Source organism: Rhodococcus sp. PvR099 (genome assembly GCF_017833315.1).
GTDB classification, from domain to species: Bacteria; Actinomycetota; Actinomycetes; order Mycobacteriales; family Mycobacteriaceae; genus Rhodococcus_G; species Rhodococcus_G oryzae.
On sequence record NZ_JAFIBV010000001.1, the window covers coordinates 398,987 to 424,639 of the forward strand.

32 protein-coding genes are annotated in these 25,653 nt (G+C 65.1%); 21 read left to right on the plus strand and 11 right to left on the minus strand.

The annotated features are described in order from the left end of the window. Positions 1-100: 100 nt before the first annotated feature. A complete protein-coding gene (locus JOE46_RS01865) occupies positions 101-757 on the minus strand; it encodes a TetR/AcrR family transcriptional regulator (RefSeq protein ID WP_245220896.1) in 657 nt (218 codons plus the stop codon). Between the two features lie 100 nt (positions 758-857). On the opposite strand from JOE46_RS01865, the gene JOE46_RS01870 reads away from it, so the two are divergent. Further along, entirely contained in the window at positions 858-2,279 is a 1,422-nt protein-coding gene (locus tag JOE46_RS01870; RefSeq protein WP_245220897.1) for an MFS transporter, read from the plus strand. A gap of 376 nt (positions 2,280-2,655) precedes the next feature. Here JOE46_RS01870 and JOE46_RS01875 read toward each other — a convergent pair whose 3' ends face one another. The 3 genes from JOE46_RS01875 to JOE46_RS01885 form a co-directional block, all read right to left on the minus strand. Then, positions 2,656-3,966, minus strand: coding sequence for a condensation domain-containing protein (locus JOE46_RS01875; protein ID WP_097211116.1), 1,311 nt, complete (start codon positions 3,964-3,966; stop codon positions 2,656-2,658). A 147-nt stretch (positions 3,967-4,113) separates the two neighbouring features. After that, positions 4,114-4,962 carry an SDR family NAD(P)-dependent oxidoreductase gene (locus tag JOE46_RS01880; RefSeq protein WP_373560239.1) on the minus strand — a complete coding sequence of 283 codons (849 nt, stop codon included), beginning with the start codon at positions 4,960-4,962 and terminating at the stop codon, positions 4,114-4,116. Continuing rightward, a complete protein-coding gene (locus tag JOE46_RS01885; protein ID WP_097211117.1) occupies positions 4,959-5,459 on the minus strand; it encodes a nuclear transport factor 2 family protein in 501 nt (166 codons plus the stop codon). The genes JOE46_RS01880 and JOE46_RS01885 overlap by 4 nt, the downstream gene beginning before the upstream one ends. A 463-nt stretch (positions 5,460-5,922) precedes the next feature. Between JOE46_RS01885 and JOE46_RS26695 the strand changes: the two genes are divergently transcribed. Next, positions 5,923-7,026, plus strand: coding sequence for an AMP-binding protein (locus JOE46_RS26695; protein ID WP_097211118.1), 1,104 nt, complete (start codon positions 5,923-5,925; stop codon positions 7,024-7,026). 167 nt (positions 7,027-7,193) lie between these two features. Here JOE46_RS26695 and JOE46_RS01895 read toward each other — a convergent pair whose 3' ends face one another. Then, positions 7,194-7,574, minus strand: a complete 381-nt coding sequence (locus JOE46_RS01895) for a helix-turn-helix domain-containing protein (protein ID WP_097211119.1) — start codon at positions 7,572-7,574, stop codon at positions 7,194-7,196. A gap of 254 nt (positions 7,575-7,828) precedes the next feature. Here JOE46_RS01895 and JOE46_RS01900 point away from each other — a divergent pair, with 254 nt between their 5' ends. Further along, positions 7,829-8,098: a hypothetical protein gene (locus tag JOE46_RS01900; protein WP_143548415.1), complete on the plus strand. Its 270-nt coding sequence runs from the start codon at positions 7,829-7,831 to the stop codon at positions 8,096-8,098. A 55-nt stretch (positions 8,099-8,153) separates the two neighbouring features. Next, positions 8,154-8,855, plus strand: a complete 702-nt coding sequence (locus tag JOE46_RS01905) for a hypothetical protein (RefSeq protein WP_209926076.1) — start codon at positions 8,154-8,156, stop codon at positions 8,853-8,855. A 36-nt stretch (positions 8,856-8,891) separates the two neighbouring features. On the opposite strand, the gene JOE46_RS01910 is transcribed toward JOE46_RS01905, so the two are convergent. From JOE46_RS01910 to JOE46_RS27055, 3 genes are all read right to left on the minus strand, one after another. Beyond that, positions 8,892-9,452, minus strand: a complete 561-nt coding sequence (locus JOE46_RS01910) for an ImmA/IrrE family metallo-endopeptidase (protein WP_097211121.1) — start codon at positions 9,450-9,452, stop codon at positions 8,892-8,894. Positions 9,453-9,528: 76 nt separating this feature from the next. After that, entirely contained in the window at positions 9,529-9,723 is a 195-nt protein-coding gene (locus JOE46_RS01915; RefSeq protein ID WP_097211122.1) for a hypothetical protein, read from the minus strand. Positions 9,724-9,858: 135 nt separating this feature from the next. After that, entirely contained in the window at positions 9,859-10,197 is a 339-nt protein-coding gene (locus JOE46_RS27055) for an integrase core domain-containing protein (RefSeq protein ID WP_373560241.1), read from the minus strand. Here JOE46_RS27055 and JOE46_RS26220 point away from each other — a divergent pair. Further along, positions 10,172-10,321: a hypothetical protein gene (locus JOE46_RS26220; protein ID WP_245220898.1), complete on the plus strand. Its 150-nt coding sequence runs from the start codon at positions 10,172-10,174 to the stop codon at positions 10,319-10,321. The genes JOE46_RS27055 and JOE46_RS26220 overlap by 26 nt on opposite strands. 41 nt (positions 10,322-10,362) lie before the next feature. Here JOE46_RS26220 and JOE46_RS01925 read toward each other — a convergent pair whose 3' ends face one another. Further along, the gene (locus tag JOE46_RS01925) at positions 10,363-10,605 is read right to left on the minus strand and encodes a DDE-type integrase/transposase/recombinase (protein ID WP_143548416.1); all 243 of its coding nucleotides are present in this window, start codon (positions 10,603-10,605) and stop codon (positions 10,363-10,365) included. Then, a complete protein-coding gene (locus JOE46_RS01930) occupies positions 10,602-10,817 on the minus strand; it encodes a hypothetical protein (RefSeq protein ID WP_097211125.1) in 216 nt (71 codons plus the stop codon). Before JOE46_RS01930 ends, JOE46_RS01925 begins: the two co-directional genes overlap by 4 nt. A gap of 391 nt (positions 10,818-11,208) precedes the next feature. On the opposite strand from JOE46_RS01930, the gene JOE46_RS01935 reads away from it, so the two are divergent. The 3 genes from JOE46_RS01935 (at position 11,209) to JOE46_RS01945 (ending at position 16,498) form a co-directional block, all read left to right on the plus strand. Beyond that, positions 11,209-11,988 (plus strand): N-acetylmuramoyl-L-alanine amidase, encoded by a 780-nt coding sequence (locus tag JOE46_RS01935; protein ID WP_097211126.1) that lies wholly within the window; start codon positions 11,209-11,211, stop codon positions 11,986-11,988. Positions 11,989-13,204: 1,216 nt separating this feature from the next. After that, entirely contained in the window at positions 13,205-15,967 is a 2,763-nt protein-coding gene (locus tag JOE46_RS01940) for a hypothetical protein (protein ID WP_143548417.1), read from the plus strand. 30 nt (positions 15,968-15,997) lie between these two features. Beyond that, positions 15,998-16,498 carry a DUF6301 family protein gene (locus JOE46_RS01945; protein WP_097211128.1) on the plus strand — a complete coding sequence of 167 codons (501 nt, stop codon included), beginning with the start codon at positions 15,998-16,000 and terminating at the stop codon, positions 16,496-16,498. Between the two features lie 477 nt (positions 16,499-16,975). Here JOE46_RS01945 and JOE46_RS01950 read toward each other — a convergent pair whose 3' ends face one another. Continuing rightward, positions 16,976-17,152 (minus strand): transposase, encoded by a 177-nt coding sequence (locus JOE46_RS01950; protein WP_143548418.1) that lies wholly within the window; start codon positions 17,150-17,152, stop codon positions 16,976-16,978. A gap of 490 nt (positions 17,153-17,642) precedes the next feature. Between JOE46_RS01950 and JOE46_RS01955 the strand changes: the two genes are divergently transcribed. From JOE46_RS01955 to JOE46_RS02015, 13 genes are all read left to right on the plus strand, one after another. Then, on the plus strand, positions 17,643-18,050 hold the full coding sequence (locus tag JOE46_RS01955) for a hypothetical protein (RefSeq protein WP_143548419.1): 408 nt from the start codon (positions 17,643-17,645) through the stop codon (positions 18,048-18,050). A 149-nt stretch (positions 18,051-18,199) separates the two neighbouring features. After that, on the plus strand, positions 18,200-18,865 hold the full coding sequence (locus tag JOE46_RS01960; RefSeq protein WP_143548420.1) for a hypothetical protein: 666 nt from the start codon (positions 18,200-18,202) through the stop codon (positions 18,863-18,865). Positions 18,866-19,108: 243 nt separating this feature from the next. Then, complete coding sequence (locus tag JOE46_RS01965; RefSeq protein ID WP_143548421.1) at positions 19,109-19,342, plus strand: hypothetical protein; 234 nt, start codon at positions 19,109-19,111, stop codon at positions 19,340-19,342. Beyond that, positions 19,342-19,791, plus strand: a complete 450-nt coding sequence (locus JOE46_RS01970) for a hypothetical protein (protein ID WP_097211132.1) — start codon at positions 19,342-19,344, stop codon at positions 19,789-19,791. Before JOE46_RS01965 ends, JOE46_RS01970 begins: the two co-directional genes overlap by 1 nt. A gap of 101 nt (positions 19,792-19,892) precedes the next feature. Next, positions 19,893-20,555 carry a hypothetical protein gene (locus JOE46_RS01975; protein WP_097211133.1) on the plus strand — a complete coding sequence of 221 codons (663 nt, stop codon included), beginning with the start codon at positions 19,893-19,895 and terminating at the stop codon, positions 20,553-20,555. A 140-nt stretch (positions 20,556-20,695) separates the two neighbouring features. Next, a complete protein-coding gene (locus JOE46_RS01980; protein ID WP_179800501.1) occupies positions 20,696-20,869 on the plus strand; it encodes a hypothetical protein in 174 nt (57 codons plus the stop codon). Positions 20,870-20,896: 27 nt separating this feature from the next. Then, entirely contained in the window at positions 20,897-21,229 is a 333-nt protein-coding gene (locus JOE46_RS01985; RefSeq protein ID WP_097211134.1) for a hypothetical protein, read from the plus strand. A gap of 38 nt (positions 21,230-21,267) precedes the next feature. Continuing rightward, the gene (locus JOE46_RS01990; protein ID WP_097211135.1) at positions 21,268-21,714 is read left to right on the plus strand and encodes a hypothetical protein; all 447 of its coding nucleotides are present in this window, start codon (positions 21,268-21,270) and stop codon (positions 21,712-21,714) included. Then, positions 21,711-22,100: a hypothetical protein gene (locus JOE46_RS01995; RefSeq protein ID WP_097211136.1), complete on the plus strand. Its 390-nt coding sequence runs from the start codon at positions 21,711-21,713 to the stop codon at positions 22,098-22,100. The genes JOE46_RS01990 and JOE46_RS01995 overlap by 4 nt, the downstream gene beginning before the upstream one ends. Before the next feature lie 27 nt (positions 22,101-22,127). Then, positions 22,128-22,526: a hypothetical protein gene (locus JOE46_RS02000; RefSeq protein WP_143548423.1), complete on the plus strand. Its 399-nt coding sequence runs from the start codon at positions 22,128-22,130 to the stop codon at positions 22,524-22,526. Positions 22,527-22,578: 52 nt separating this feature from the next. Next, positions 22,579-23,445, plus strand: coding sequence for a phage tail protein (locus JOE46_RS02005; RefSeq protein WP_097211138.1), 867 nt, complete (start codon positions 22,579-22,581; stop codon positions 23,443-23,445). Positions 23,446-23,498: 53 nt separating this feature from the next. Then, positions 23,499-25,121, plus strand: a complete 1,623-nt coding sequence (locus tag JOE46_RS02010) for a phage tail protein (RefSeq protein ID WP_209926077.1) — start codon at positions 23,499-23,501, stop codon at positions 25,119-25,121. A gap of 41 nt (positions 25,122-25,162) precedes the next feature. Beyond that, the gene (locus JOE46_RS02015) at positions 25,163-25,576 is read left to right on the plus strand and encodes a DUF2744 domain-containing protein (protein ID WP_097211140.1); all 414 of its coding nucleotides are present in this window, start codon (positions 25,163-25,165) and stop codon (positions 25,574-25,576) included. Positions 25,577-25,653 lie beyond the last annotated feature (77 nt).

Genomic DNA, 25,653 nt, shown 5'->3' on the forward strand with positions numbered 1-25,653 from the left:
AATTGGTTGTGCATGAAGTCATCCGGGTGAAACGGGATGGTTCGAGACACGCCCACCGCCCAATATAGGGGCGGCCGAGTGCGGTCTGCGACGGCGGCGGTCAGTTCGGCTGCCACATCGCATACCACTCGTCCCAGCTCGGCCCATGCTCCGCGCGGTCCGCGGCGTGTGCGATCCCCATCAGCATGAAGTCGAGGTAGCGCTCGTGCAGTTCGCGGGCGCGTTCGGTGGTCGTGGGCAGCCGGGGACGCAGGTGCACCGTCATGAGCATTATGTCGGCAGCGGTGAAGCTGTCCGGTACCTGGCCTCGGTCGCGGGCGAGGTCGATCAGTGCCTCGAGTGCCGACGAAAGGTCCCCGGTGGCCCGGTCCACTTCTGGGTCGCGGGGGAGGTGTCCGCCGAGTGTCGGGATGAGCGGGCTGTCCAACTCGGCGAGATGGCGACGGAAGAACACCTCGAGTAGTCGCTGGTCGGGGTCGGTGCGCGCGACGCAGTCACGGGCCAGTTGGGTGAGGTGATCGATGACATACACACGCAGGGACTGGGCGAGTTCCTCCTTGGTGCGGTATCGGCGGTAGATGCTGCCGACGCCTACTCCGGCCCGGTCGGCGATCGCGGAAACCGGTGCATCCCAGCCGCGCTCGGCGAATATCTCGCGGGCGGCGCGCAAGACGCCGATGTCGTTCGACCGTGCTTCCCGGGCCCGTCCCGGCCCGGTCGGGGCCCGGTCGGGTCCGTGCATCTCGTCCTGTCGCATTGCCAGAGGCTATCAATCCGTGTTCTGATTTCGGACCGGAACGCTCCGTTCCGATTTGCATCCATATGGCCGAGAAGCTCGTTGCTCCGAAGGGACCTCCATGAACATGCCACTGACTGCGCCGAAGCACTCACGTGCGTCGTCGCCGAAGCATTCACGTGCGTCGTCGACATCGGTGCACCCGGGACTGCTCGTGGTGGCGCTGGCCTTCACCGTGCTGATCTACTCGATGATGCAGACGCTCCTGGTACCGGCGCTGCCGGTGCTCGGCGAGACCTTCGGCGCCTCGGTTCCGGCGACGGGGTGGATCCTCACCGCCTATTTGATGGCAGGGGCGGTGCTCGCTCCGGTGATCGGGTCTCTCGGCGACCGATACGGCGACAAGCGCGTCCTGCTGGCCGTGCTGGTGGTGTTCGCGGCCGCCACCTTCGGTGCCGCGCTCGCCAGCACCATCGAGATGCTGGTGGTGATGCGCATGGTGCAGGGTGTGAGCACGGCGGCCTTCCCGCTGGCGCTGGCGGTGCTGCGGCGTAACCTGTCGGGTCCCGCCATGGCGGCCGGCATCGGCTGGGTCGCCGGCATGCTCGGTCTCGGCGCGGGTGCTGCGCTCGTCCTCGGCGGACTGATCCTGGAGTACCTGAGCTGGCAGTGGCTGTTCGTCGGTACCGGCATCCTGATCCTTGTTGCGTTGGCCATGGTGGCGCGATGGGTGCCGCAGGCTGAAAGCGCCGAGGTCGCATCACGGACCGACTGGGTCGGTACGGTGCTCCTCAGCAGCTCACTGGTCGCGCTGCTCCTCGCGACGACGCAGGGCGGCACCTGGGGCTGGACGGCACCGGCGACCCTGGGGCTGTTCGCAGTCGCACTGCTCGCGGCGGTGGCGCTGGTCGTAGCTGAACTCCGCCAGCCGAACCCGCTGGTGGACGTCCGCAGCCTCGTGGACGCGCCGATGGCATTGACCAGCCTGGTCACCCTCGTGCTGGGCTTCATTCCGTACGTCTTCTATCTGTGCATCCCGCGCATCTTGCAGGCCCCGCATGCAACTGGCTACGGCAGCGGGTTCACGGTGGTCCAGACCGGGCTGGCACTGTTGCCGTCGGCGGTAATGGTCTTCCTCGGCGGGCGGATTGCTTCGAGCATCACCGCGCGGTTCGGCCTGCGGACGCCGGCCGTTGCGGCGATGGTGCTGATGGGGCTCGGAGCGGCCGGGATGGCCGTGTGGCCCACTCAGATTTGGTCGCTAGTGGTGTTCTTCAGTCTTATCGGCCTGGGGAACGGACTCGGATACGCGATCTGTGCGCAGCTGTTGGCCGTGTTGGTGCCGCCGACCGAGATGGCGGCGGCGAGCGGCCTCAACAGCGTGATCCGCACGATCGGGTCGGCGATCAGCGCGCCGGTCACCACCGCCGTGCTCGTCGCGGGCGGCCAGGACCGCTCGGCGTACGTAGGTGCATTCGTGGTCGCAGTTGTGCTGAGCCTGCTCGGCGCGGGCACTGCGGCCGGGCTGCGCACCGCTCGGTAGCGAGCTGCGGGCGCGACACCGGGCTCGAGGAGCCGCCCAGAGCACAGATCCGTGACCGCGACGGGTGTCGGGCCGAATTCGACGGCGTCTTCTGAGGACGTTCGCAGCCGAGGTGATTTCGATGGAGTTCGTACGTCTGAGCTCTCGGGTGGACCGCGCGTGTTCACGCGTTCTGGAATTCCGGTGATGCCCCACCCGTACGCACGGGCCCGGAAACCAGCCATTCATTGAGGAGATTCATCATGCTCGGACTTCCGGGCGCCGCCCTCGGACTCGGATTCGCTTTGCTCATCAGCGACAGGAACGTCAAGTACGACATCGAAGAACTCGCAGCCTGACCGCCCAGCACCCTCACCCACCGCCGCGGTGGGTGGGGTCAGACGACCGTTGACAGCGGGCTGTCCGCGTCCGCGGCGAGGAAGCCCTCGACGAAGACCAGGAACCGCTGGTGCAGCCGGCGGAGTTCGGTCTCCGAGTACAGGTCCGGGTTCGCCAGGAAGTCGATCCGGGTGGCGCCCTCGACCGCGCCCGGTCGGACCCGGACGGTCAGGTCGTCGACCCGGCCCGTGGTCAGGACGTGGAGCGCGCCGTCCAGCGGTCCGAGCGGGACCTCGCTGTCGGCGAGCATCAGCTCGATGGTGGGGCCGAAGGAGGCCGCGCGGTCTCCGATCACGCCGACCTCGCGTGCGATGTCCTCCTGGCGGTGGCGCTGACGGCTCAGTGCTCCCGCGAGTTCCCGGCCCGCCGCCATGCTCGCGTCGCCGACCGTCATCCCCGCGCCCGAGGACAGGCGCAGTGGGACCACGTTGGCGAGCGATCCACCCGAGCGGCGCAGTGCCGCGGTGCCCCGGGCGGGGGTCGGGAGCGTGACGGTGATCTCGTCTCGTCCGGTGTGCTGCGCCAGGAAGGCCCCGAACGCGGCGACCACTGTCGGCGCCGACAGGGCGGCACCGGGGCCCGAGGGCGCCAGCTCGCCGCCGATCACCACGGGCTCGGACTGTGCCGGTGCCGCCGCGCCTGCGAACGTGACCGGATCCGGGACGCCTGCGAGATGCTCGGCCCAGGCCTCGCGGTCGCGCTCGAAACGGTCGGATGTCCGGTAGGTCGCGTCGGATGCCACCACGGCCTCGAGGTCGAGAGCCTCGGACGGGCTGGCGGAGGCGCCGACGAATGCATGGGTGTAGAGCTCGGCGGAGCGTTCGATCAGTGTGCGCAGCCCGTAGGCGTCGAGGGCGACCTGGTGTGCTCGCACGTACCAGTAGGTGTGCACCTCGCTGATCCGCAGCACGGCCGCGACGATGAGCTGGTCGGCCGACATGTCGACCGGGCGGGACTGTTCTTCGCGCATCCATTGCTGTGCGGCGGCCACCGGGTTCACCCGGCCGCGGAAGTCGACCGCGGCGACGAAGTCGTCGGCGGCGGCGGCGAGGGTCTGGTACGGGAACCCGTCGACCTCGACCACGTGCAGCCGTCCCGCCCCGAATTCCCGTCCCGCCCATCGGACCGAGTCCATGAGCAGGTCGATGTCGAGCGCGCCGCGGATGTCGACGTACTGCGCGACGGAGATCGGCGCGTCACCGGAGACGCGCTGGGAGAACCAGACCGAGTGCGCGGCGGCGGAGAGCGCGATGACCCGCGCCCGGGTACCGCAACCGGAGATGCTGGTGGGCTGCACTGGCTGGTTCACGAAACTCTCCCTCGACTCGGACTTCGGTGACCGGGAACTGCTCTGGTCTCAAAGTCTCGTCGGAGGGGGAGGGTGCGGACAGGCCCCCAAGCGGTGGGGCGGGAGACACCCAGGGTGATGGATTCACCACCCTGGGTGGCGTCGGTGTCAGAACAGGGGACCGCCGCCGAACGCGGCGCGGTGCGAGGCCGGCTGGGCGCCGTCCACGTCGGTGATCCCGTACTCGAGCGCGGTCTCCGCGGTGATCTGGGTGCTCCCGCTGAGCTTGCCGACCTCCGGGTCGTTGGCGAGGGCGACGATCACCCGGCCGATGAACTCGGGGGTCTCCGCCTCGGAGAGGGGGAAGCCGGCGAAGCTCTCCATCCCGCTCGCCAGCATCGCCTCGTTGCGCACCAGTCCGGGCCAGAAGGACAGGGCCGTGACGCCGGTGCCCTTGAGTTCGACCGCCATGTCCGCCGCCATCTTGTCGAGGCCGGCCTTGGACATCCCGTACAGCACCGAGTGCAGGTAGCCGCGGGTGCCGAACGAGGAGATGTTGCCGATGAGGCCGGAACCGCGCGGGACCATGAGCTTGGCGGCCTCGACGCTGGCGACGTAGTGCGCGCGCAGTCCGACGCCGATGAGCGTGTCCCAGTCGCTGATGGGACGCTTCCAGAACGGGTCGGAGAAGCCGGCGAAACCCTTTGGGTGCGCCCAGACGTTGTTGACCAGCAGGTCCAGCCTCCCGGACTGCTCGTCGGCGATGCGGGCGAACAGCGCCTCGATTTGCGCGTCGTCGGTGTGGTCGCACTGCACGGCGATCCCGGTGCCGCCGCGCGCGGTGACCTCGGCCGCCGTCGCGTCGAGGGGGCCGTCGGTCCCGACCTCGCCGCGGGCCGTGACGTAGACCGTCCAGCCGTCCGAGCCGAGGGCGAGCGCGATGCCCTTGCCGACGCTTCGGCTGGCGCCGGTGACGAGGGCGACCCGCCGCTCACTCGTTGCTTCATGAATATTCACTGCGCCACCCCCGCGAACTTGCCCTCGGACACCACGGCGTCGGGGGAGAGCGGGCGGGTCAGTGACCAGGTCTCGGTGAAGTGGCACTTCGACATGCGCCACTCGCCGTCCTCGAGCACGTACTCGTCGTCGTATTCGCCGGTCGAGACGGTCTCGGTGTTCTCGAGCAGGTTCAACTGACGGAAGCGCAGCGTCCACCGCCCCGTCGCGGTGCCCTCGCCGGTGATGGTGATGTCGGGGTGCATGCCGTGGTGCATGTCGAGGATGACGTGCTTGCCGCCGACCCGGTGCAGGGCGATCTTCTCGAAGATCTCGGCCATCGGCTCGACGTCGTCGAACGCGCCGAGCCGGCCGTAGTCGATGTTCGCTCCCGAACGGATGAAGCAGGCGCGGAAGGACTTCGGGTCCTTGCCGTCGCACGCCCGCCAGTATCGGTGCTTGAGGTTCTTGATCGCTTCGATCGCTTCGAGGGCGGCGATCCGTTGCGCGAGGTCCAAGGTGTGTCCCGTTCTCTGGTCACTGATCTTCTGTGACCTGGACGATAGGTGGCCCCGGTCACACCGCGCAGCAATCCTTCCCACAGTGCGGGCAAGTGCAGGGGGGCGCGGGAGATGTTGCCCATTTGGTGCAGGCGATCTGGATGCGTGGTGGGGCCTTCAGGATGCCGCAGCAGCCCACCTCCCGCACCGACCTAGGCCAGTGGGTCACAGAGACCGAGCGCGTGCTGGGGACTATCGAGGCTGCGGTGCTGGTCGTGGGTTCGCCATTCGAAGCCGCCTTGCCCGAAGGCAGGCTGGCTGTATCGGTGCTACAAATGGGCGACCTCGCTACGGGTCCAGACGCCGAACCATTGATGCCGGCCGAGGACGATGCGGCTCTGCTACATCTGTCCTCGGGGACCACCGGCGACCCCAAGGCCGTCGTCATCACCGTCTGCGGGCCGACCATGTCGACCGGCAGGTGCTTGAAGTCGAAGGCATCGCCGCATCCGCGGCCGATGGTCCCGCCTACCCCACACTCGGAAAGCCGCTGTCCGGGATGGAGGTGCGGGTCGTCGACCCGGACACGCGTACCCCGCTCGCGATCCGGCAGGTAGGCGAGTTCGAACTGCGTGGCGAGAGCATCACCAGCGGATACCTCACCGCCCGCGGGAGCGTCGCCGCCCAGGATGCCGATGGCTGGATTCAGACCGGTGACCTCGGATGCTTTACCGAGGAGGGTGAAACCGTGATCTGCGGACGCCGCAAGGACGTCATCATCATCTCTGGGCGCAACCTGTATCCGACCGATATCGAACGGGCCACCGAACGCGTTGCCGGCGTCCGCACCGCCAACGCCATCGCGGCAACTTTCGCCGCAGGCAGCCCCGGCGAAGGATTCGCCGTGCTCGCCGAATCCGCCCACCACAACGACGAGGCCCCCACCCTGCAACTGCGACGCGCCATCAGCACAGCGGTCTCAAAAGCCGTGGGCATCCCTCCCCGGACGGTGACCGTTCTTGCGCCCGGAACCCTGCCCAAACCACCTCCGGCAAACTGCGCCGATCCAGCGCCCGCGCACTCCTTGCAACGAAGCATTGAACCGACACGCGGAGCGGGCCACACCGAAATGGTTGTTTACCTGCACTGTCCCACTTTGGACCGAATCAGGCACAGTCGCGGGCCTAGGCTACGAGTCGTCGGTGATCGACCCGGAAAGAGGTTGATCGGCTTGTGGTCGCAAGTGCTGCACTGTGCGTCGAGTCACGCAGATCGTTGCTCTGCACGGCGGCACCCTGTGCACATTCCGCCCCCTTCATGGACGACGTGGCCGACCAGCTTGCCACGGCGCGTGGTCATAGGCTTGTGGCAATTCCGGCAATGGGTAGGGCGCGCCGTCGGCGCTTGCGCGAGTTGCTTGATTACGCGGCGGAGCGCTTTCTCGGTCAGGGCATCGCCGCGGCAGACGATTCCCGCCATCACCACGCCGTCAGCGACGCGGGGCTCTTCTTCCCCAAAGCAGGTCCCGGCGGTCAAAGCTGAACGCGCGCAAGCCAGGAAGATGTCGCGCGGACATCTGTCCTGACACAGCGCCTTCGCAGCGATGGTTGCCGGCAGTACCTGCCAGCCGCTCGTGTCCTTGGGCCGCAGGAATCCAGGTAGTCCAAGGCAAGGTGGTTGATCGTTCATAGCGCTAGGCTACAACATGAATTGCAAGTTGTATGCACCGAACTTGTAGTCAATGTAGGAAATTCAGCGCGCTCTGAGGCCGGCGACGAACGCGGCGACCATGCCCAGGTCCTCATTCGACAATCCCGTCAAGTCAAGGACGGGCTGCGGACGCGAAGTGGATGGGGTGCCGGTCGCGGGCTTGTCCAATCCCGTCTTGCGCAGCAATGGCGCAGGATCCACCCCCACGGCCTCGGCCATGGCCTGGAGTGTGCGCGCTGTGGTTCGGGCGTCGACCTTCTTCTCGCCTTTGTACTGGGTGCCCAATTCGACCTGCGTCCAGAGGCTGACGCTGACCCCGGCCGCTCGTGCTGCAGCATCACGGGACAGGCCCTTGGCCTGCCTCGCGCTACGGATCGCCTCGCTGACCTCCCTGGGCACCGGGGCGCTTTGACGATTGCTCATGCATCCGATTCTATATCATTACCAACAATTACACACATCTAATACATCTTCGATTGAGTGTGTTCAAACGCCTGGTGGGAAGGGCAATAGGCCGCTTCGTCGGCCCGGTGCCGCTGCATATATTGCAGAGTTGCATGTGTCATTGTAACCTGGGTGCTGCGTCGCGCCCCGCGACGGCGCTGTCGCGAGGGTTGGTGCCCGTCCAGGTGGCATCGGTGATCCCCGACTTGCGCTGTGCATCCAGAAGGAATCTCATGTCCACCAACCCTGTCCAGCTGCCTCCTCCGCAGACCCGTGCCCGTGAACGCGAGAATCGGCAGTTTGCCGAAGAGTTGCGCAGTCGTCCTGGGCGGTGGGCGATGTACCCGTGGCCGACGCGATACCCGCACTCCACCAAACATCGTCTCCGCACCGGAATGGCGGCCGCGTTCGGTCCGGGCTTCGAGTCGGAGGTGCGCGCAGGAGTCGTGTATGTCCGATACAACCCGCAGCAACCCGCGGCGGCGCAGGATCTGATCGCCTAGTCAAGAAGGTCATATGTACACCGAACATCTCACCTCCGAGCGTCGCGCCGCTGTCATGGCGGCCCTCGAGGTCGTCCCAACGCTGTTGGCGGAACTCGATATCACTCTCAGTCGCACAGACGCCATCACCTCCGCGGGTTCGCTGGGGTATGTGCGCACGACGAGAGCTGAGCAGGTCCTGCCGTTCAATAGCGGTGCCGCGAAAGCGCACCGAGACATCGCGGGGGTGCTGACCAACTATGCCGCGAAGGTCTCGGCTGCCATCGCGCAGCGTGCTCCGGTCACCGCGATAGAGCAGTGCCAGTTCCTCATCCGTCACCTGCCCCCGATTCCCGATGACTCGGATGCCCTCGTCGGATTGGATGCCGCATTGTCCAGGGCTATTCGGTTGGGATATCGCACGATCGACCGCCCGGAATCTCGTGTCGGTGTTGGCAACTGTGAGTGCGGCCGGGGACTCTCCGCCCAGTCCGATGCCGACCTCGTCCGATGCGAGGGCTGCGGGACCGTCGTCGCGGTGCGGCGTCGCCGCCGTGAAATGATGGACCAGGCCTACGAAATCATGGGTACGGCGGCTCAACTCGCGAGGCTGCTGTCCGACAGCTCCGGTGACCGCATCTCCGCCGAGCGGATCAGGCAGTGGGCCCGTCGAGGCAAGCTGACTGGCCATGTAGTAGGAAACGGCACCGTGTACCGGCTGGGCGACGTGATCGAACTCTGTGCGCTGCCGCAGGGGGACCATCGCCGATCGGCCTGATTCGCAACAGATTTCAGGGAACATCTGTCATTGGGACTACCGAAATTGTCTGAGGACCTCGGGCAGCTTCCGGTATGCCGGCAGCGGCGCGGAGTTGGTCCAGATGCAGCTGACCGGCAGCGGGTACTTCGCGTCTGCATACCAGTCGAGACGATTCAGGATGTCCGGGGGCAGCACTCGCCGTTCCGTGCGCGACAGGTGGTGGAGTCGATAGCGCACCGTATCGGGATTCACCTGGAGCCAGTCGGCAACGTCCTTGACGCTGATATAACGCGCGAGTGCATCTCTGAGATCCGCGATAGGTATCAGGTTGCGACACGCCAGCTCGTAAACGCGGAGTTCCACCCTCTGACGAGATTCGCGGCCGGCACGTGCTTTTCGGACTGTCTCCGAGTGCTCCAGTTGCGCGTGCGCGAGCGCGTGGGCGAGTGCTTCTCGACGATCCACTGGGGTCAGGTCCGCGGTGACTAGTATCGCCCGGAACTCGGGTTGCCAGATGACGATCGGTGCTGCGAAGCCGGCATGGCCGATCGTGACGTCAAGTTTCGCCGCCTGGACGCGCGCGTCGTACCGGTTGCTGGCCCTGCGGCTGGCCATTGTTGCTGACACCTCGTTCGAAATTGGATCTATGGAGACCTCATGGGTTGCTGGATTCGTGCGTATGTTGCCGCCGTTACCTCAGAGTGGCCAGGAACTCGTCGTACAGGCGCTTGTCGTCCTCGTTCAGGTCGGACAAATCACCGGCCCTTGGGGGGATGCCGTTTGATCGCCCGTGGTAGCCGGCCGTACCTACCAGTCCCGAATCCAAGGTCGAGGTGATGTCACCATCGAACTCGTCGGGGGTCTGCGGGTCCAACTCGTATGTCATAGTTGCGAGATTACCGTTCACCCCTGCGGCGCGAGCACGGGCCGGGTTGCCCTGCAGCCGGGTCGCAGGTTGACGGATCCGGCCAAGGGCCGTCCGTCCCCTGCGATCGGGGCGGTGTGACCGGTAGATGTCAAGTCAAATGAGACGTGTCCAGCCAATTTTGTTGCTGGAGTTCTTACCTCGCGTGTGGCGGGGTCGTTGATGGTGACGCGTGCGGGCGGTGTGGGTGCCTGCGGGCGTCGGTGGAACCGCTCGGGGTGGGCGGCGTAGGCCGCGTCCAGGGTCCGCTGACGAGCGTGCTGGATTCCGTCGGCGGTGCCGTAGTGGACGCTGGCGCGGGTGCAGCCCGATGCCGCTGTGGCGGTGCTCGTGGTTGTACCAGCTGGTGAAGGCATGCATCCATGCTCGCGCCTCGCCGATGGACGCGAACCGCTCTGGGTAGTCGGGCATGTACTTCATCGTCTTGAACTGCACCTCGCTGAACGGATTGTCGTTGCTGGTGCGGGGCCGGTTGTGGGACCGGCGCACGTCGAGGTCGACCAGCAGCGAGGCCAGCGGCCTGGAGGTCATCGCCGCCCCGCCGTCGGCGTGCAGGTGACCCGGCGCAGTGCCTTGCTCGGCGACGATGTCCGCGACCAGTTAGGCGGCCAGGTCACCGTCCTCGACGGCCTCGATGCGCCAGCCGAGCACGTAGCGGGAGTAGATGTCGATGACGACGTAGGCGTGGTACCAGATCCCCTTGGACGGCCCACGCATCTTGGTGATGTCCCACGACCACATGGCATTCGGGCCGGTCGCGACCAGTTCCGGGATTGCCCGCGGCGGCCAGGACGCGGTACATCGTCCGGGCCGAACAGTAGTAGCGGCCCTCGTCAAGCTCACGCGCCCAGACCTGGTTCACGCTCTGTCGCGGTGAGCTCGCCCGGGTGCTGTGGCCTGCGTCGCGGGCCCAGCATCGACGGCTTCGGGTTGGCCTGCCGGTGATGGGTGGCCCGCGAACGGCCCACCAGCCGGCACGCGGTCACCGCACCCACCAGCGAGAGGAGGTCCTCGACGGTTTCTGCCTGCCAGGCCTGGTACGCGGTCCGGCTCATCGCTAAAACTCGGCCAGGTCCTGCGTCTCACAGGAGTCTGTCGGATAGGGAACTCGTTAGTCTCCAGACTCACCGGGACGATTCAAAATGGCTATTTACCTGGGGTGTTGGCCAGTTTTCCCGGATTCGTCACGGACCCGCTGATAGGCTTGGGCCGTCGGATTGTTGTGGATGCAGATCTGTTGTATAGCAACATATTTCGATGTCATTTCCGTCATACGATGTTTGTGCCGTTGTCTGCCAACATCATTCGCTTCCTTGGCTCGTCCTCCACCGAGTCGGCGCCACTTTCCTGGCCGGCCCGCGGAGTCACGCCCTCTTCCACACGTTCAGTGCTGCAGGGCCACTGAATGTCCCTGCAAACGAATACACACAGCAAAGGAAATACCCGATGTCTTGGACCGGAGACCCGATCTGGCTGGCTGACGTGCTGCGCGCGGCCGGCCTGCGGGTGATCGAGCACGAAGGCTGGCGTGACCGGGGCCACGGCGACTTCCGCGACCTGCGCGGCGTGCTGTGCCACCACACCGCCGGCGGCGGCACCGAGGACTGGCGCATCGTCCAGTACGGCCGCCCCGACCTGGACGGCCCCCTCGCCCAGCTGGTGCTGGAACGTGACGGCACCTTCCGCGTCATCGCCGCGGGCGTCTGCTGGCACGCCGGCCGCGGCTCCTGGCCTGGCTGGCCCACCGACAACGCCAACTACCACGTGATCGGCATCGAGGCCGTCTCCCGCGGCGACGGAACCGACTGGACCCCAGCCCAGCTCGACGCTTACAAACGCGGCTGCGCCGCCATTCTGGGACGCATCGGCCGCACCGCCGATGACTGCGTAGCCCACCGGGAGTACAGCCGAGAGGGAAAAATCGACCCTGCCGGCATCGACATGAACGAATTCCGCCGCGACGTAGCGGCCTTCCTTGAGAGAAAGGACGCGCCGATGAGCGCCTCAGAAGTCACCCAGCTCCAGGACTTCATCACCAAGTTCTGCGGCCCGATTAGTAGCGATGTCAAGGACATCCGCGAACAGCTCTGCGGCCTGGGCCAACGTGACCTGGGCCAGTACGCCGGCTGGCCGCAGCTCGGCGGCCACACCCTTGTCGACGCCCTCGCTGACGTCATCGGCCGGTTGGACAAGTTCGAAAGCCGCTTCATCCCGCCCGCCCCCTAACCCCCACGCGCCCCGCCCCGCGCGACATCGCCCAAAGCTCCGCTGAACAGCCGCCGGGCCTGGCGTCCGCTCAGGCCTGCCCCGTTGCGCATCCGTCTCCCGTGCAAGTCCACGGTCGCAGACGCCGCCGCCCGGGGGCGCCCAGGTAACCCGCCCTCGGGCCGGCACATGCCCCGGGGCGGGACTACTCCTCTTTCTGATCCGACTCCCTGCTGAGGGATCTTGTGCCGGATCGATCCCGCCAGACGCTTCGCCGCATGATCGCCGTCATCTCGGAGTTCGGTGAATTGCTCTGTGGTCGCGTCCTCGCGCAGGAAACAGCGAGAACCCTCATGTCTCCGGAACCAGTAACTCCTGGAAGCCGACCGGCCCATCCGCACCCGGCCCCAGCAAACCAGCGAATGTCAATCCATACGACATGATCGGTGTCGGTCCGGACGGAAAGCCATTTCCGGATAGGGGTGAACCGCCCCGGCGAGTCCGGAGACCTACTGAGTTCGTGATTGCGGTAGTGGAGGGCCTCGAACTCGACTGGCCAAGGACGCATCCTCACCAGTCAGAAGTCAACCAAAACCCGGGCAATCCCGCTGGGCACAGACCGGCCACGCGGCCTGCCGAAGCAGGTTGCCGAAACAGTACTCTACCTGCACTGTTGGTCGCTTTCCATAGGGCTGTCACAAAACACGCGATGGGCTGATGCCCTCGGTGTGAGGTGGTCCGTGGTGGCCGATCGAGATTCGAGAACACTTCGACTGGTCATGAATCACATTGCCCAAGCAGTGTTTCCGACGCAGGCTGCTTGGGCCTTTTCATGTCCTCTCTTCGCTTCCGGCCTGGCGTGTTCGGGCGAAACGGCCTTGGCTGCCAACCCATTTCACTCCTTTGAGCACACCGCGGTCCACATGACCGACATCCCATCGACTCCGCACCGGTAGATACCCCTTCGGTCGGGTACCGCGCTTTCCTCTTCCGCCCTCCCTTCTTCGGCCGCTCCCCACCTTGGGGTGCGGCCTCTTTCATGAAACACCGAGGTACTCCCATGGCACCCAACCCTCCAGTTTATGGCCCGACTCTCGCCGAGAGTCGGGGCCTGCCCCGAGACACACCCATGGCACCCAACCCTCCAGTTTATGGCCCGACTCTCGCCGAGAGTCGGGGCAAGCCCCGAACCCCTGTGCCCGCCACCCCGGCGCCTCTTACCGAAGAGCAGCAGAACTTGGCGGATCTGATGTTGGTGCAGGGACCGGCGAGCCAACCGCAGCAGCCGCCGCCGGCCGGTGGTACGGAGGACTTGCTGGCGTATATGCAGGACGAGACACCCACAGGCCAGCCGGTGACCTTGCCCAGCGGCACCACTGTCCAGACAGATCAGGCCAGGATGGTGAACGGACTGATCGGAGAGACGACCACGGTCGCCCTTCCCAACGGGAGCCCAAGGGTGGTGTCCACTCCCGGGTTGGCGATCTCACCCGAGCAGATGGCGGGGCTGTTCGCCACGGACGCGGCGTACACGCCCGCCGACCGCGACCGGGATCTGGCCTTGCTCAACGGTCCTCGTGTGCAGGGCCCGTACACCGAGGCCGGTTTGGCGGCGGAGGCAGCCGCCCGCCAGGACGCGACCGCACGATTGAACGCGCACTGGGACCAATCCGCGCTGCCTGCCTTCGCTGACGGCAGCATCGTGATGCCCAGGCTCGACTACAGCGCGGCGCAGCTGGCGAACGACCTGAGTTTGGCCTCGACTACAGGCAATTTGGACGAGCGCAGCACTCAGTTGCGTAGTGATGCCCAGCACCGGCTCGAGAAGAATGCCTATACCAAGAAGCAACAGGACGACGATCAGATCGCGGCGCAGATCCTATGCCTGCCGGTCGACGACCCGAAGATCAAAGGTCTACTCGCACAGGGCCTGAGCCCTGCTCAGGCACAGAATGAGATCTTACAAAAGTCCCTTGACGCCCGTAGTCGACTCGCCCGCGCCGAGATCGGGCTCCTGTCTCCTCAACAGGCCAAGCAACTCGAGAACACACCCAGGATGTATTCGGCCGACCCGAACACATCACTGACCCCCGACGACACCCCGTACGAGCCGAAACTCGGTGAGTCCTCCAAGCGGGGTCAAAGGGGGGAAGATTTCCGCAACCTGGCCGGTGAGTTCACCGGCCTGAAAGACTTCGCCGAGGGTATCGAGGACGGCAATTGGGGACAAGCCGTCTGGGGCGGCACGATGACCGCTCTGACCTTCGTCCCGGGTGTCGGCACCCTGATCGGGCGCGGGATCGGCAAGGTAGCCGGCAAGGTAGGCGCCGGTGTCGTGAAGTGGGCCGAAAAGGGACTCGAGGCCGCACCCGAGGCGCTGACAGTCGCGGAAGCCGAGGTTGCCGCACAAGCGACCATCGGGCTTTCCCAGTTTCCCATCAGAGCGTTACCCGGTGTGGCACAGGCGATCCCGGACGTACCTACGCCCTTCCTCGCCGACGGTGCAGCAGTTGGTTCTCGCCCCAGCATCGTGGACTACCCGAAACCCGAGGAGCTGCCCTGGCACACCCCCGGCATCGAGGCCCCCGTGGCGGTCGCGCCACCACGCACCATCCCACCCGTCCGTGGTCCCGGCCCTGTCCGTGGTCCCGGCCTCAGGAATCCCCTAGCCGACGAGTGGGATGGCCTCGGCATGCTCGATGTAGGGCCGAACCCGGGTCGTTCCATAATTCCGAGACGAAGCCCCGGCCAGCACGGAAATGGCGGCGGCGCGGAGGCGAAGGCGCCGGGGCTGAAGAAGCCCTCCGGCAATCCGGAATCGAAGACGAAGAGCTACGTCGACGACCAGATGAGCCTCTACCACACCACCAACGGGGCCAGTGGTAAACAACAGGCACTCTCTAAGGAGGCGGTTGAGGAAATCGATTCGCAACTGTCCGTTATTGAGCTCGAAGAGGATCGATTCGCGAGCCTCAAGGGCAGTGAATCGAATTTCTATGAGAAACTCCATATTAAGCAGGTTGCTGACGGGCTCGGAATCAAACTGGGAGGCGGTAAACAACTCGAAGGACTCATCAAACGACAAGACCTGGACGACATCCTGGAAGGGCTTAAGAACTCCGGGGTTAGCGACGCGGACCGGGTTCATCTAGAGAATTTGGTCGAAACACGGATCGATTCCTATAACGCTCTCACCGGTGAGAAGGCGGAACTGGGCATGATCGGTGGTCGTGACGGCCTGCCCGCTGAGGCGAAGAGGAACATTCTGATCGGTGGTGAGCGTCCTCCGGCCCGCAAACCTGGTGAGCCCAAACCCAGGGAGCAGGGCCGGGTCGATATCGCCGCCGCCGACATGAGTGACCCGAACAACCTCACCCTCTACATCATCGAAGCCAAGGGCGGCAAACCCGGAGCCTTGAAGATGGGGCGAAGGAAGGTCGTGATCGACGGCAAGGAAAAGTGGGTCGGGCAGGGCACCAAGGAATACCTCGACGACATCCTCGCCAACGACCCCGACCTGGCCGCCAAACTCAACACCCCCGAATATGCCGCCCTTGCCGACGCGCTACGAGAAGGCCGTGCCAACGTCGTCTACAAGGTCAGAAAGACCGACACGAACGGCAACGTGTGGGAATGGGACGCCGCACTGGACCCGAACACGAAATACCGGATCCCCGCACCAGCGGCGGCATCACCGCTCGGCCTCAGGCCGGTCGCGTCCCCCGTTCCTTTCGCGGGTCCGGTGCACCAGGTGTCTGGATCACCCGGGGGCGGTGGCGGGTCGCCGTTCGACGGCCTGGTGAAACCCGCAGCCGATTTCCTCAGCGGTCTGTCGATGCTCGCGTTGCCTGCCCTCGCGTCGATCCCAGCGATATACCAGACCCTGTTCCAGCCCTCACCCGTCGACGAAAGCCTCAACGTCACCATCACCACCCGCCCCGACACCTCAGCGTGGTCGCCGGAAGATCTTCGGGTCTGGGGCACCGCGGCCCACCTGTAACCACACCGATCGAAGGGTAGATTCCTGATCATGCACGCCGACATCGAAGGCGCGGTCCGGACCGCGCGCCTGGCAGCCCATTTCGACTGGACCTGGGACTCCGAGGACCTCGAACGCTTCTGCGCCGCCGCGGGCTGGCAGGCAGAGCGCTTCTCCGACAACGCAGCCACTCTCACGACGAACCTCGACATCAACCGTCGCAGCGGCGACGCGTCACTGATTTGGGGACCCCTCCAAATCATACGGTTGTGGGTGACCGACGTAGCCGACCCTGGTACGAGGATGCCGGAGGTGATGGCGGAGCTACTGGGTGAGTTGAGCGTGCCGATGGCCGCGGAATTCGGGGAGGGAACCCCCGTTACCTCCGGTATCGTCAAGAAACTTCGTTGGGATCTGCCGAACGTGGTGATCATCCTCTCGGCGGGGCTCGGGTCCGTCGCCATGCGCCTCGTCAGTCCCAAGCACCAAGCATGGACCGACGAACCCGAAGATGAATGGGACGACGACGAGGACGAGGACGACGACGACTGATCGTCGAGCGCGTCGATCAAGCACCTCGATCCCTGCACGCCGATATCGACGGCTGCTGACTGGGTATACCTGGGCGAGTTCAACTGGTCGATGCAACACCCGGTACTGACGGCCTGGGGTGCGACCGGTCCCGGGAAACCTCCTGATCGGATCGATGCCCAGTCGGGAGCGGAACCCGGGGTGTGACACGTTGTTCTGCGAAATCGAGTACCGATGGCTCCTCGAGCACGGCGACCGGCCGTTCACGATCGCGGTGGATGCTCGGCTCGATCGCAATCCGGGTGCGAACACGACTCGTACCGAGACTTGAGACGCACGTCCATGTCCACGGGGATGTTCACTAGATCGGCTCGACGCCGAACTCCTCCCTGTGGCTGTCGATGTAGTCGGCGATCACTTGCGTTGGCGGTCGAGCTCCGCCGCGAAGAAGGTCGATGCAGACTTCAGGAGCTCGTTGGCCGCTCGAGTTCTCGATTCTCACTTGCGCAACTCGGCCGCAGCGGCGGAGGTCACGCCGGCGCGTTGCCCCGAATCGGCCTGCGCCTTTCGGATCCAGTTGTGGAACGTCTGAGCACTACCTATCCCGAACTTGCCTGCGACGGACTCGATTGCCGCCCACTCCGAGCCGTGTTCGTGGCGGATCTCGGCGGCCATCCAAGGAATGAAGCCTCCGCAAACCGCGGGGTGGTTCAAACCACTATTTACCTGCACTGTTGGTCGCTTTTCGGCGAGTTGTCACATACCCCGTTGTAGGCTTGAGCCACAGGCAAGAAACGAATCGGAACTCCTTCCAAAGTTTCTCACCTCTCGATTACAACAATCTCGACGGGGCTGATAGCCCGTCACTCCAAGCCCATGCGGCTCGCCCCCGAACAACTATCTGGTTGAAAAGCGGGTTGAGAGCGTTCCGCATGCCCCGCCCCTTGCGCGCCCGTCTCCCGCGGGTGTTCCGCGGTCGCAGACGTCGTCGCAGCGCAGGGGCGTCATAGTCCCGCCCCCGGAGCATTCCCCTCGACTCCGGGGGCGGGACTTCTCCAACTCATCGAATGGATTCCCGCACAGGGAGTTCCGCAACACAGAAAGGTCGACGGCGTGATCACTGTTCTGACGTGTCGCGGCACCGGAGAGCGTGCGAGGCGCACCGGTGAATATGCTCTCGTGCGTCACGCGCCGGCTCGACAGCAGCAAGTGCCTGATCGGCCCCGACGTCCACTACCCGGCCAGTGTCGGTCCCTCCAATCCGCAGAACCTCTTTGCCGGTTGCTCCGAGGAACAGTCGGTCGCGATGGGGCGCTCGGGCGCTGGTCGCGGAAATCCGCGCTACCCCGAACCGTGTGGGGATCCTCGGATACAAGTAGCCCACGTCGCCGATGGAATCAACTGCTGCCCTGCCGATTCGCCGCTTCCCACGCTTGCCGACACCATGTCGGCTTTCAGCTTCGCCGCCCTGGGCGGGTGGGGGAGCGCACTGGCCGAACATATCCGCGGCAACCGCTGGCAGCTGAACCACCGGGACCGGTGGCGTGACCCGATCCACCACTGGCAGTTGTGATCTCAGGCCGCCGCGCTGATGGACGGTTACGTCCGCGGCGGCGCCCACAACGTCAGATACCGAACCGATGGTTACTGCGACCGGCTCGCCGTGCTGCTCAATGCGCACCGACCCGCGGTCACCGCCTAGAACCAAATGGATGGTCGACAATGTCTTTCGAAGATGTACGAGATGACGCACAGTTCGTGCGTTTCGCCGACGGCGAATGGGAAGGCCGCCGCACAGGCTATGACGATGGCGCACTGTCGGTCTCACAACCCGGCCGACCGCTTCCCTTCCTGCAGTGGGCGTCGCTTGCCCGCAGTGCGCTGAAGGGCCCGACCAAGGCAATGGTCAATGTGAAGGCCTACGCTTCCGGTGGCGAAGTGGAGGATGAACACGGTCCCACCGACGCCGGCGGCTTCCTCTCCACGGCTCCGGTCGGCTCGCTGTTCCCTTTCCTGCAGTGGCACAACTGGTACGACATCTACAAGGGCACGCGGGACGAAGTCGTCTCCGCAGGTGGCGAAGCCGCCATCACGGCTATGGTCGGCGCCGTCACCGGCCCGGCCGGAGCCGCTGCCGCGGGCGCGGCCACGGCGTTGACCAGCACGGTCAGCACCGTGGTGCAGACCCTGTCCTCAGCATCGCGGAACCGCCGCCAGAACACCCCGAAGCTGGCGCAGCCCCAATGGCGCACCCCCAAAGGGCGTATGAGACCGGAGATCGACCGGAGTACCACCATCAACGTGATCAAGACCGCCCCCCACAGTGCGACTTTCACCAACGACCCGTTGCGCGACCGACTCGCAACCTATCTGAGCCACGTGCGCTGAAGCGCTCCCGCTCGCAAGAGTGAAAGGGGGTGATGAGAAATGCTCGGTGCCGTCGTCGATGTCCTCAGAATTGTCAGCGTGATCCTTCCGCTGTTGCTTCCGCTTCTCGGTATTTAACACGCAGTGCCAGAACGGGGTTCGTGGAACCCCCGCTGGGTCCAAGAGCGCAGTCGATGCCTCCGGACCGAATCCGAACCATTCGCTTCCACGGATCACCCGTGAACCCAACATTTGGAGAATCTCGTGCCCAGTTCCGATGATCCCAGTGGTCTCGCCGAACGCATCCAGACCGACGTGCAGGCCGTGGTCGCGCGACTCGCGACGTTGAAGGCCGATGTCAATGTGCTGTCCAACCTCGCCCAGGGTGTCGCGATGACAGTGGCCGCGGCCATTCCGCCGCCGGAGACGTCCGAGGGTGCCCCCGAGGGCGCGCTCGGCGCCGAGGTGACAGTCGGCCCGGCACCGGAAGCAGCGTGATGCCGACCTATCCCGCACCGGGGGAGTTCCCCGACTTCGAGCAGTTCATGGTCGACCTGTTCACCCCGACCGCGACCACCGTCACCACCTTGCCCGCCACCTCGGCGGACCTGCAGTCCAACCTGCCCTTGATCTGGGTGCGGACCACCGGGGGAACGCTCGACATCAATGCGATCACCTACAAGGCGAAAGTAAGCGTGGTGGCCTTCGGTGCCACTCGCGCTCAGGCGCAGCAGCTTTCGGTGCAGATCCGAACGGCGATGCTCGATGCCCCGGCCAACCGGGTCAACGGTGTGCTCGTCGATTACACCGAGGAGATCGCGGCGGAGGAACCGAAGTTCCATCCGCCGATCCTGCGTCGCAGCCGCGGTCTCACCGAGGTGCCCGACCTCGACCCGCTCAACCAGATGGTCGAGGTCGCGTTCTCGATCGAAGCTCGCCGCCAGTAGGCGGTGGGTGAATCCCGTCCTTGACGGGGCTTTCACCGGCGCCACTCGGTGCCGATTCCTGTTAACCATGCCCGCATCCGCGGGCGCTCGAATGGAGACACATGCCTGCCACCAACCTCACCGCGCTGAAGAACGCGCAGCGGTCGCTGCTGCTCAAGCCGCTCGACGCGGCCGTTTTCATCGCACCGCACTACACCGCGGCGCCGTCCGCGCTGACCGACGCCTCCGGTGCCCTGCAGACGCTGCCGCCGGCCTACCAGCCTGTCGGCCTGATCGACAAGAAGACCGGTGTGGCCTTCGCTCGTGGCATCACCGCCGCGCCGATCGAGTCCTACGGTGAACTGCAGCCGGTGCGCAACGACGTCACCAGCGATATCACCACCATCGAGTTCCAGCCGCAGCAGACGACCGCGCTGACGCTGAACCTGGCCACTGGCACCGCGCTGTCGGCGATCAAGGCCAATGCCGCCTCCGGTGAAGTGTTCTTCGCCCAGCCGACCTCGGAAGAGATCACCTACTACTCGGCGATCATCATCGGCAAGGACGGCAACGACGCCAACCCGATCTACGTCTACAAGGTGCTGCCGAAGGTCGCGGTCAGCAAGTACGGCGGCGAGCAGTGGAACCCCACCGAGGTCCTCGCCCAGAAGCTGACCATGGTCGCCTTCAAGGACGATACCGCCGGCTACGCCATCGCCCATGGCTTCGGCGGCTCGGGCTGGAAGAAGATCCTGACCCAGACCAACATCCCGAACGCTGCGTAAAGCACCCCCAACCGTCTCCTGACGGTTTCTCGATCTCCCAGGTCTACGGACTTGGGCGTGGGGCGTGTCATGTGTCTCCGGTCATGGCACGCCCCACTCATTCCTTATCCATTCTTGCCGGAGAAGAAAGCGGGTCCACCGTGTCCGCCATCCCCACCGAGTACCCCGTCACCATGACCGACGGCGTCGACGACTACCTCGTTGCCAACGCGACCGAATACGTCACCGCGGTCTTCAAGCTCGGCCACGCCGAGAAGGCCGAGGTCGAAGCCGTCGACAAGCCGGCCAGTGGCCGTGCCTCGAAGTCCCAGTAACACAACATAACCCGGAGAAGTAGCATCATGGCATCCACACCCGAAGCGGCCGACCAGGCCGAGGTCGGCGGTCGTTTCTACGAGCTGCAGCAAGAGCTCGCCGCGCGCCGACGCGCGCCCTACCGCCTGACCGACGACATCGCGATCGCACCGGTCACCCGCAGCCAGGTCCTGGCCTTGCGCGGGACCGCCAGCGATGACGAACAGATGGTCATCGTGCTGGGCGACCAGTACGAAGCCGTCGAAGAACTGTTCGCCGATCGGCCGCTCGACGAGTGGTTCGCCTTCCAGAAGGACCTTTACGCCCACCTCTTCGGCCAGGGTTCCTCGGAGCTGCCGGGGGGATCGCAGGGCTCGTAGAGTTCTGGGAACGTTTCGGTGCCGCGCTCGACTACGACTTGCTCGAGCGCGGCATCGACATCCGGGAATGCTTCGGGCCCCACACCATTCGCAACCGTGATTGGCGCACGATCTGGTCCCTCAAGGACAGACTGCCGCACGGTTCACAATATCGCTCGGCGCTGGCGATGGATCGCGAGCTGGCCGAGCAGATGCTCGCCGCTGAACAAGCCGAGGCCGAACTCGACCTGTACGAAGAGAAGACCGAACCCGCCGGCCCGGCTCCGGAGGGGTACACCATCGACAGCTATCTGCTGCTGTCGATCATCGACGCACTCCAGGGCGTGCAGGCCGCGGTGATCGCCGCCGCCGGTGGCGATCCGCCCCGGATGACGCCGATGCCCCGACCGGTCACCGCGGTGGACATCGTCCGCGACGCACAACGAGACGAGTCGATGCAAGGCCTCATCGACCAGTTCACCGGATCCACCTGGGAGGACGAATGATCTATTCCGCAACGCTGCCGGCCCAAGCCGCCGGCGCGGCCGACACCACGACCCTGGCCGGGGTCTATTCCCCGGCCTTCTACAGCGGCGACACCGTCACCGACGTCCAGCTCGTCGCACCGCCGGGGTTTGCCACTGTCACCGGCGCCGCGACCAACAACGCCACCATCTCTGTCCGCCAGCTCCGCGATGGCGCTGTGCTGCAGACCTTTGCGAGCCTCACGCTGACCGCCGACCTGAATCTGGCCGCGGAAATCCCCGTCACCATTCCGCTCACCGCGCAACCGGTACTGCGCTCCGGCGACGTGCTGGACGTGCGACTGCACCAGAACGGCACGGGGCTGGCCATCGACAATGGGCTGTTCGTGTCGGTCTTCGTGAGCTGACGCGCAGACGATGGCAAACGAATCGATATGACTATGAACGAAAGTAGTGACGCGAGCAGGAGGCTGCAGAGCTTCTTGCGACAGAGCGGAAATGTGCCCGCTTACGCCACCGGCGGCGATATCAAGGGGCCGGGATCGTCGATCGGCGACAAGATTCCGGCCTACCTTTCCGACGGTGAATTCGTGATGAACGCACGATCGACCGCGGCAAACCGCCCGTTCCTGCAGGCGTTGAACGCCGATCCGTCCTTCTTGCAGAAGATGTTGGCGGCGCGTTCGCCGGGCGGGGGATCCGGCGGCGGTAGCGGCCCGGCCCAGCCGGCTCCCGGCGGGCAGCCGGCGACGGTGAATATCTCGATGTCGAGCAATGAAGACATCATCGGAAGACTGAAAATTCTTGCGGCGCAATGGGAATTGTCTCATTAGTCGCCGCGGCAATGATATGGATTGAGGTGAATCTGTGGCGTCCAATGCTGCGATGATCACGGTGACCGGAGTCGATGGTTCACGATGGACCATCGCCGGTCAGGGGAGTGGTCGTGAGGGTGTAGAGCTGGCTACGTCGCCGACCGGGTTGTACGACGCGCCGGTGACGACGATTTGGAATCAGTCGGCGTTTCAGGCCGGTTCTTCGTTCGGTGGTTACCGGACGAACAAGCGCGATGTCGTATTCGCGGTCAATGTCTCTCAGACCGCCGGTAGTTCGTGGGAGGCGGTGGACTCCGCGTGGCGCAAGGCCTGGGCCTACGATCGCGACGCGACGTTGACGATCACGACCGATTTCGGCACGCGAACGCTGAAACTGCGGATGTCGGAGCAGCCGGACTTCAAGCCGGACAAGGATCCGCATCTGAAGTCGATCGGCAAGGTCGTCATGACCTGTACAGCGGGCAATCCGTGGTGGGTCGAGTCCGATGTGACCGGGGCCTGGACCTCCACGACCGATACCACCGGCGCGGGCAAGAGCCAGTCCGGCACGATCACCATCGCCAACCCGACCGATCAGCCGATGTGGCTCAAGTGGGTGTGTTCGGCGCCGGGTAAGTGGACACTGCCGGACTTCTCGTGGGGTGCGGTCGATCGCGACGGCGCGCGGGTGATCACCTTGCCGCTGACCGCCGCGGGCAAGGATCTGACGGTCGACACCGACCCGATGGAAGAGATGATCGTCGCCAAGGACGGCTCCCAGGTCTGGGCGCTGATGAACGGCGTCAGCTTCCTCTATCCGGTGCCCCCGTACACGCCGGCCACCGCGGTCCCGGTTTCGGTGAGTGGTGCGCCGACCGGCGCGTCGGTGCTGGTGGTGCAGCCGCGTAACTGGTCGCGCCCGTGGGGGCTGCAGTGACTTCGGTGCTGGACCTCCCCGCGATCTACGCGGATGCGCAATCGGCCAAGACGGTGCGCAAGCAGCAGCGGTTCTCGCGGCCTCTGATCCGCCTGTGGGATGGCGACTGGAACCTGCGCGGTGTGTGCGGCGCGGAGATCAGCGCTGATTTCCGCTGGATTCTGAACCAGGCCGGCACCGGTCTGCTGGTGCTGCCCTACGACTACTACTTGGCGAAGTGGGCGGTTGATATCAATGGCCGCACCAAGAAGAACGTGCACATCACGGTCGACAAGGATGGCGCGCGCTGGGACGGGCGGCTGGAGAAGGCTGTCATCAAGACCGACGGGCAGGGTGTCACCACCGTCGAGCTACTGTTCATGCACTCGTACCAGGATCTCAAGCACATCTACTGCTGGTCGAATCCGTTTCTGCCGGAACAGGTTCAGTTCCCGCGGCAGTTCCTGCTTGCGGGGCCCAGCGTCTGGGTGCTCAAGACCGCGTTGCATTTGAATCTGCTCCGCCTGCAAGGCGGGCTGTGGACGTTGCCCGACGATCCGATGGATCCCAGTCAGTGGGGCAGCCTTGATCAGTCCACGTGGGGTGTCGTGGTGAAACCTGGCGAGTTCCGATCTGATACGTCGATGTGGACGATCTTCGGCTCTCGCTTCCAGAACTTCCACGAAGCCTCGGCGGGCACCCTGGAAACGGCTCAGCTGGCGATCGTCACGCGGCGCTGGTTGCAGGGTGATCCGCCACCGTGGCCGGGCGCGCAGGTCCGGCACGGCTGCCTGGTTGTCGACATCGTCGACAAGTCCGGCTTCTGGACCGGTACGAGCACCGGCGGCGACATGTGGGATGGGCTCGAGCGCACCAAGCAGGTGTACGACAACACCATGCTCGACTACAGCCCAAGTGTGCTGCCGGATCAGAATGTGCCTGAGCTGTACAAGAATCCGGGCTGGATGGGCACGCTCCCGTCGAATCCGTGGGTGGTCTACCGGCAGAACGACAACACGGGCATCCAGACCTCACAGTTCATCGTCAACCCCTCATCGGCGGTGCAGGTTCTCACCGGCGGTCACTCGATGCCCGGTGTGAACGAGGCGATCTCCTCGGCGATCCAGGTGGTCGGCATGCTGGTCGCCGGCGCCCTCGGTGAGATTCCGTTCGGTGGTTCCATCGCCGGTGGTGTGGTGAACGCCTCCACGGCGGTGGCGAACACGATCGCGACGTCGCTGTTGTCGGACACGCTGATGGCCTGGCAGAAACACAAGTCGGGACAGCGCGTCCGGGACGCGGGCTGGTCGCACTACTGGGAGCACTTCGAAAACAGTGCCGACCGGGCCTACACCCTCGGCGCGTTGCTGACCCTGGGTGAGGGTATGTGGAAGACCCGCCAGCACTTCACCCACAAGTTCATCGTCGCCAACGGCGAGCCGTATCTGATCGGCGACCAGGGTCAGGGGCACTTCTTCCTCGGCGATCGTGTCGGTTCCACCGTCAAGGGCATGCCCGAAGGCTCGGTGTACGTCGACCAGGTCACCGAACTCGAACTGGCTTGGTCGCGGACCGCGAGCCCGGCCTGGCAGGTCACCGTTGGCTCGGAACGTGACCACGACATGCCCTTCGCCAAGTCCATGCGCGTGGTCGCCGACATCGTCGACGACATCCACGCACTGGCCGTCCAGATGTAGTTCCGCCCGCCGAATCCCTATCGAAACCCACCGGAGAGAACATGTCCATCCCTTCCCTCGAGCAGTGCAACCCCGACGATCCCAGCGAGGCCTTCGTATGGGCGCTGGTCGGCCTACCCGGACCCCAGAACTCACCACTTCTCGTGCACCCCGACGTATTGCGGCAGTGGTCGAAACACTTGTGGGACCTAGGATTTCGTCATTACGCCGGCGAGCAGACCAAGGAATATCACCCGCCCGCGCGCGGTCTCTCGCATTGGCTCAACGGCGCCGGCCAATGGGCGGAGAAGGGCGCGCCGTGTCCGCCGGAGAGTTCGGTACCGGATGTCACCGAGCTGACGCCGGACGAAAGGGCTCACCTGGTAGAGCAGCTCAGGGAATCCGGTGAACTCAAGCACCTGGTGGACCCGCGTGATCTCGACCTGAACACCGCGAAAGTCGGTTCTGCCGAATAGTGCCCGGACGGCAGCTGATGACGAGCCCGAATGGACCCCTTCCCCTCGGTGCGCAAACCGGCGGCTCGATCCGGAAT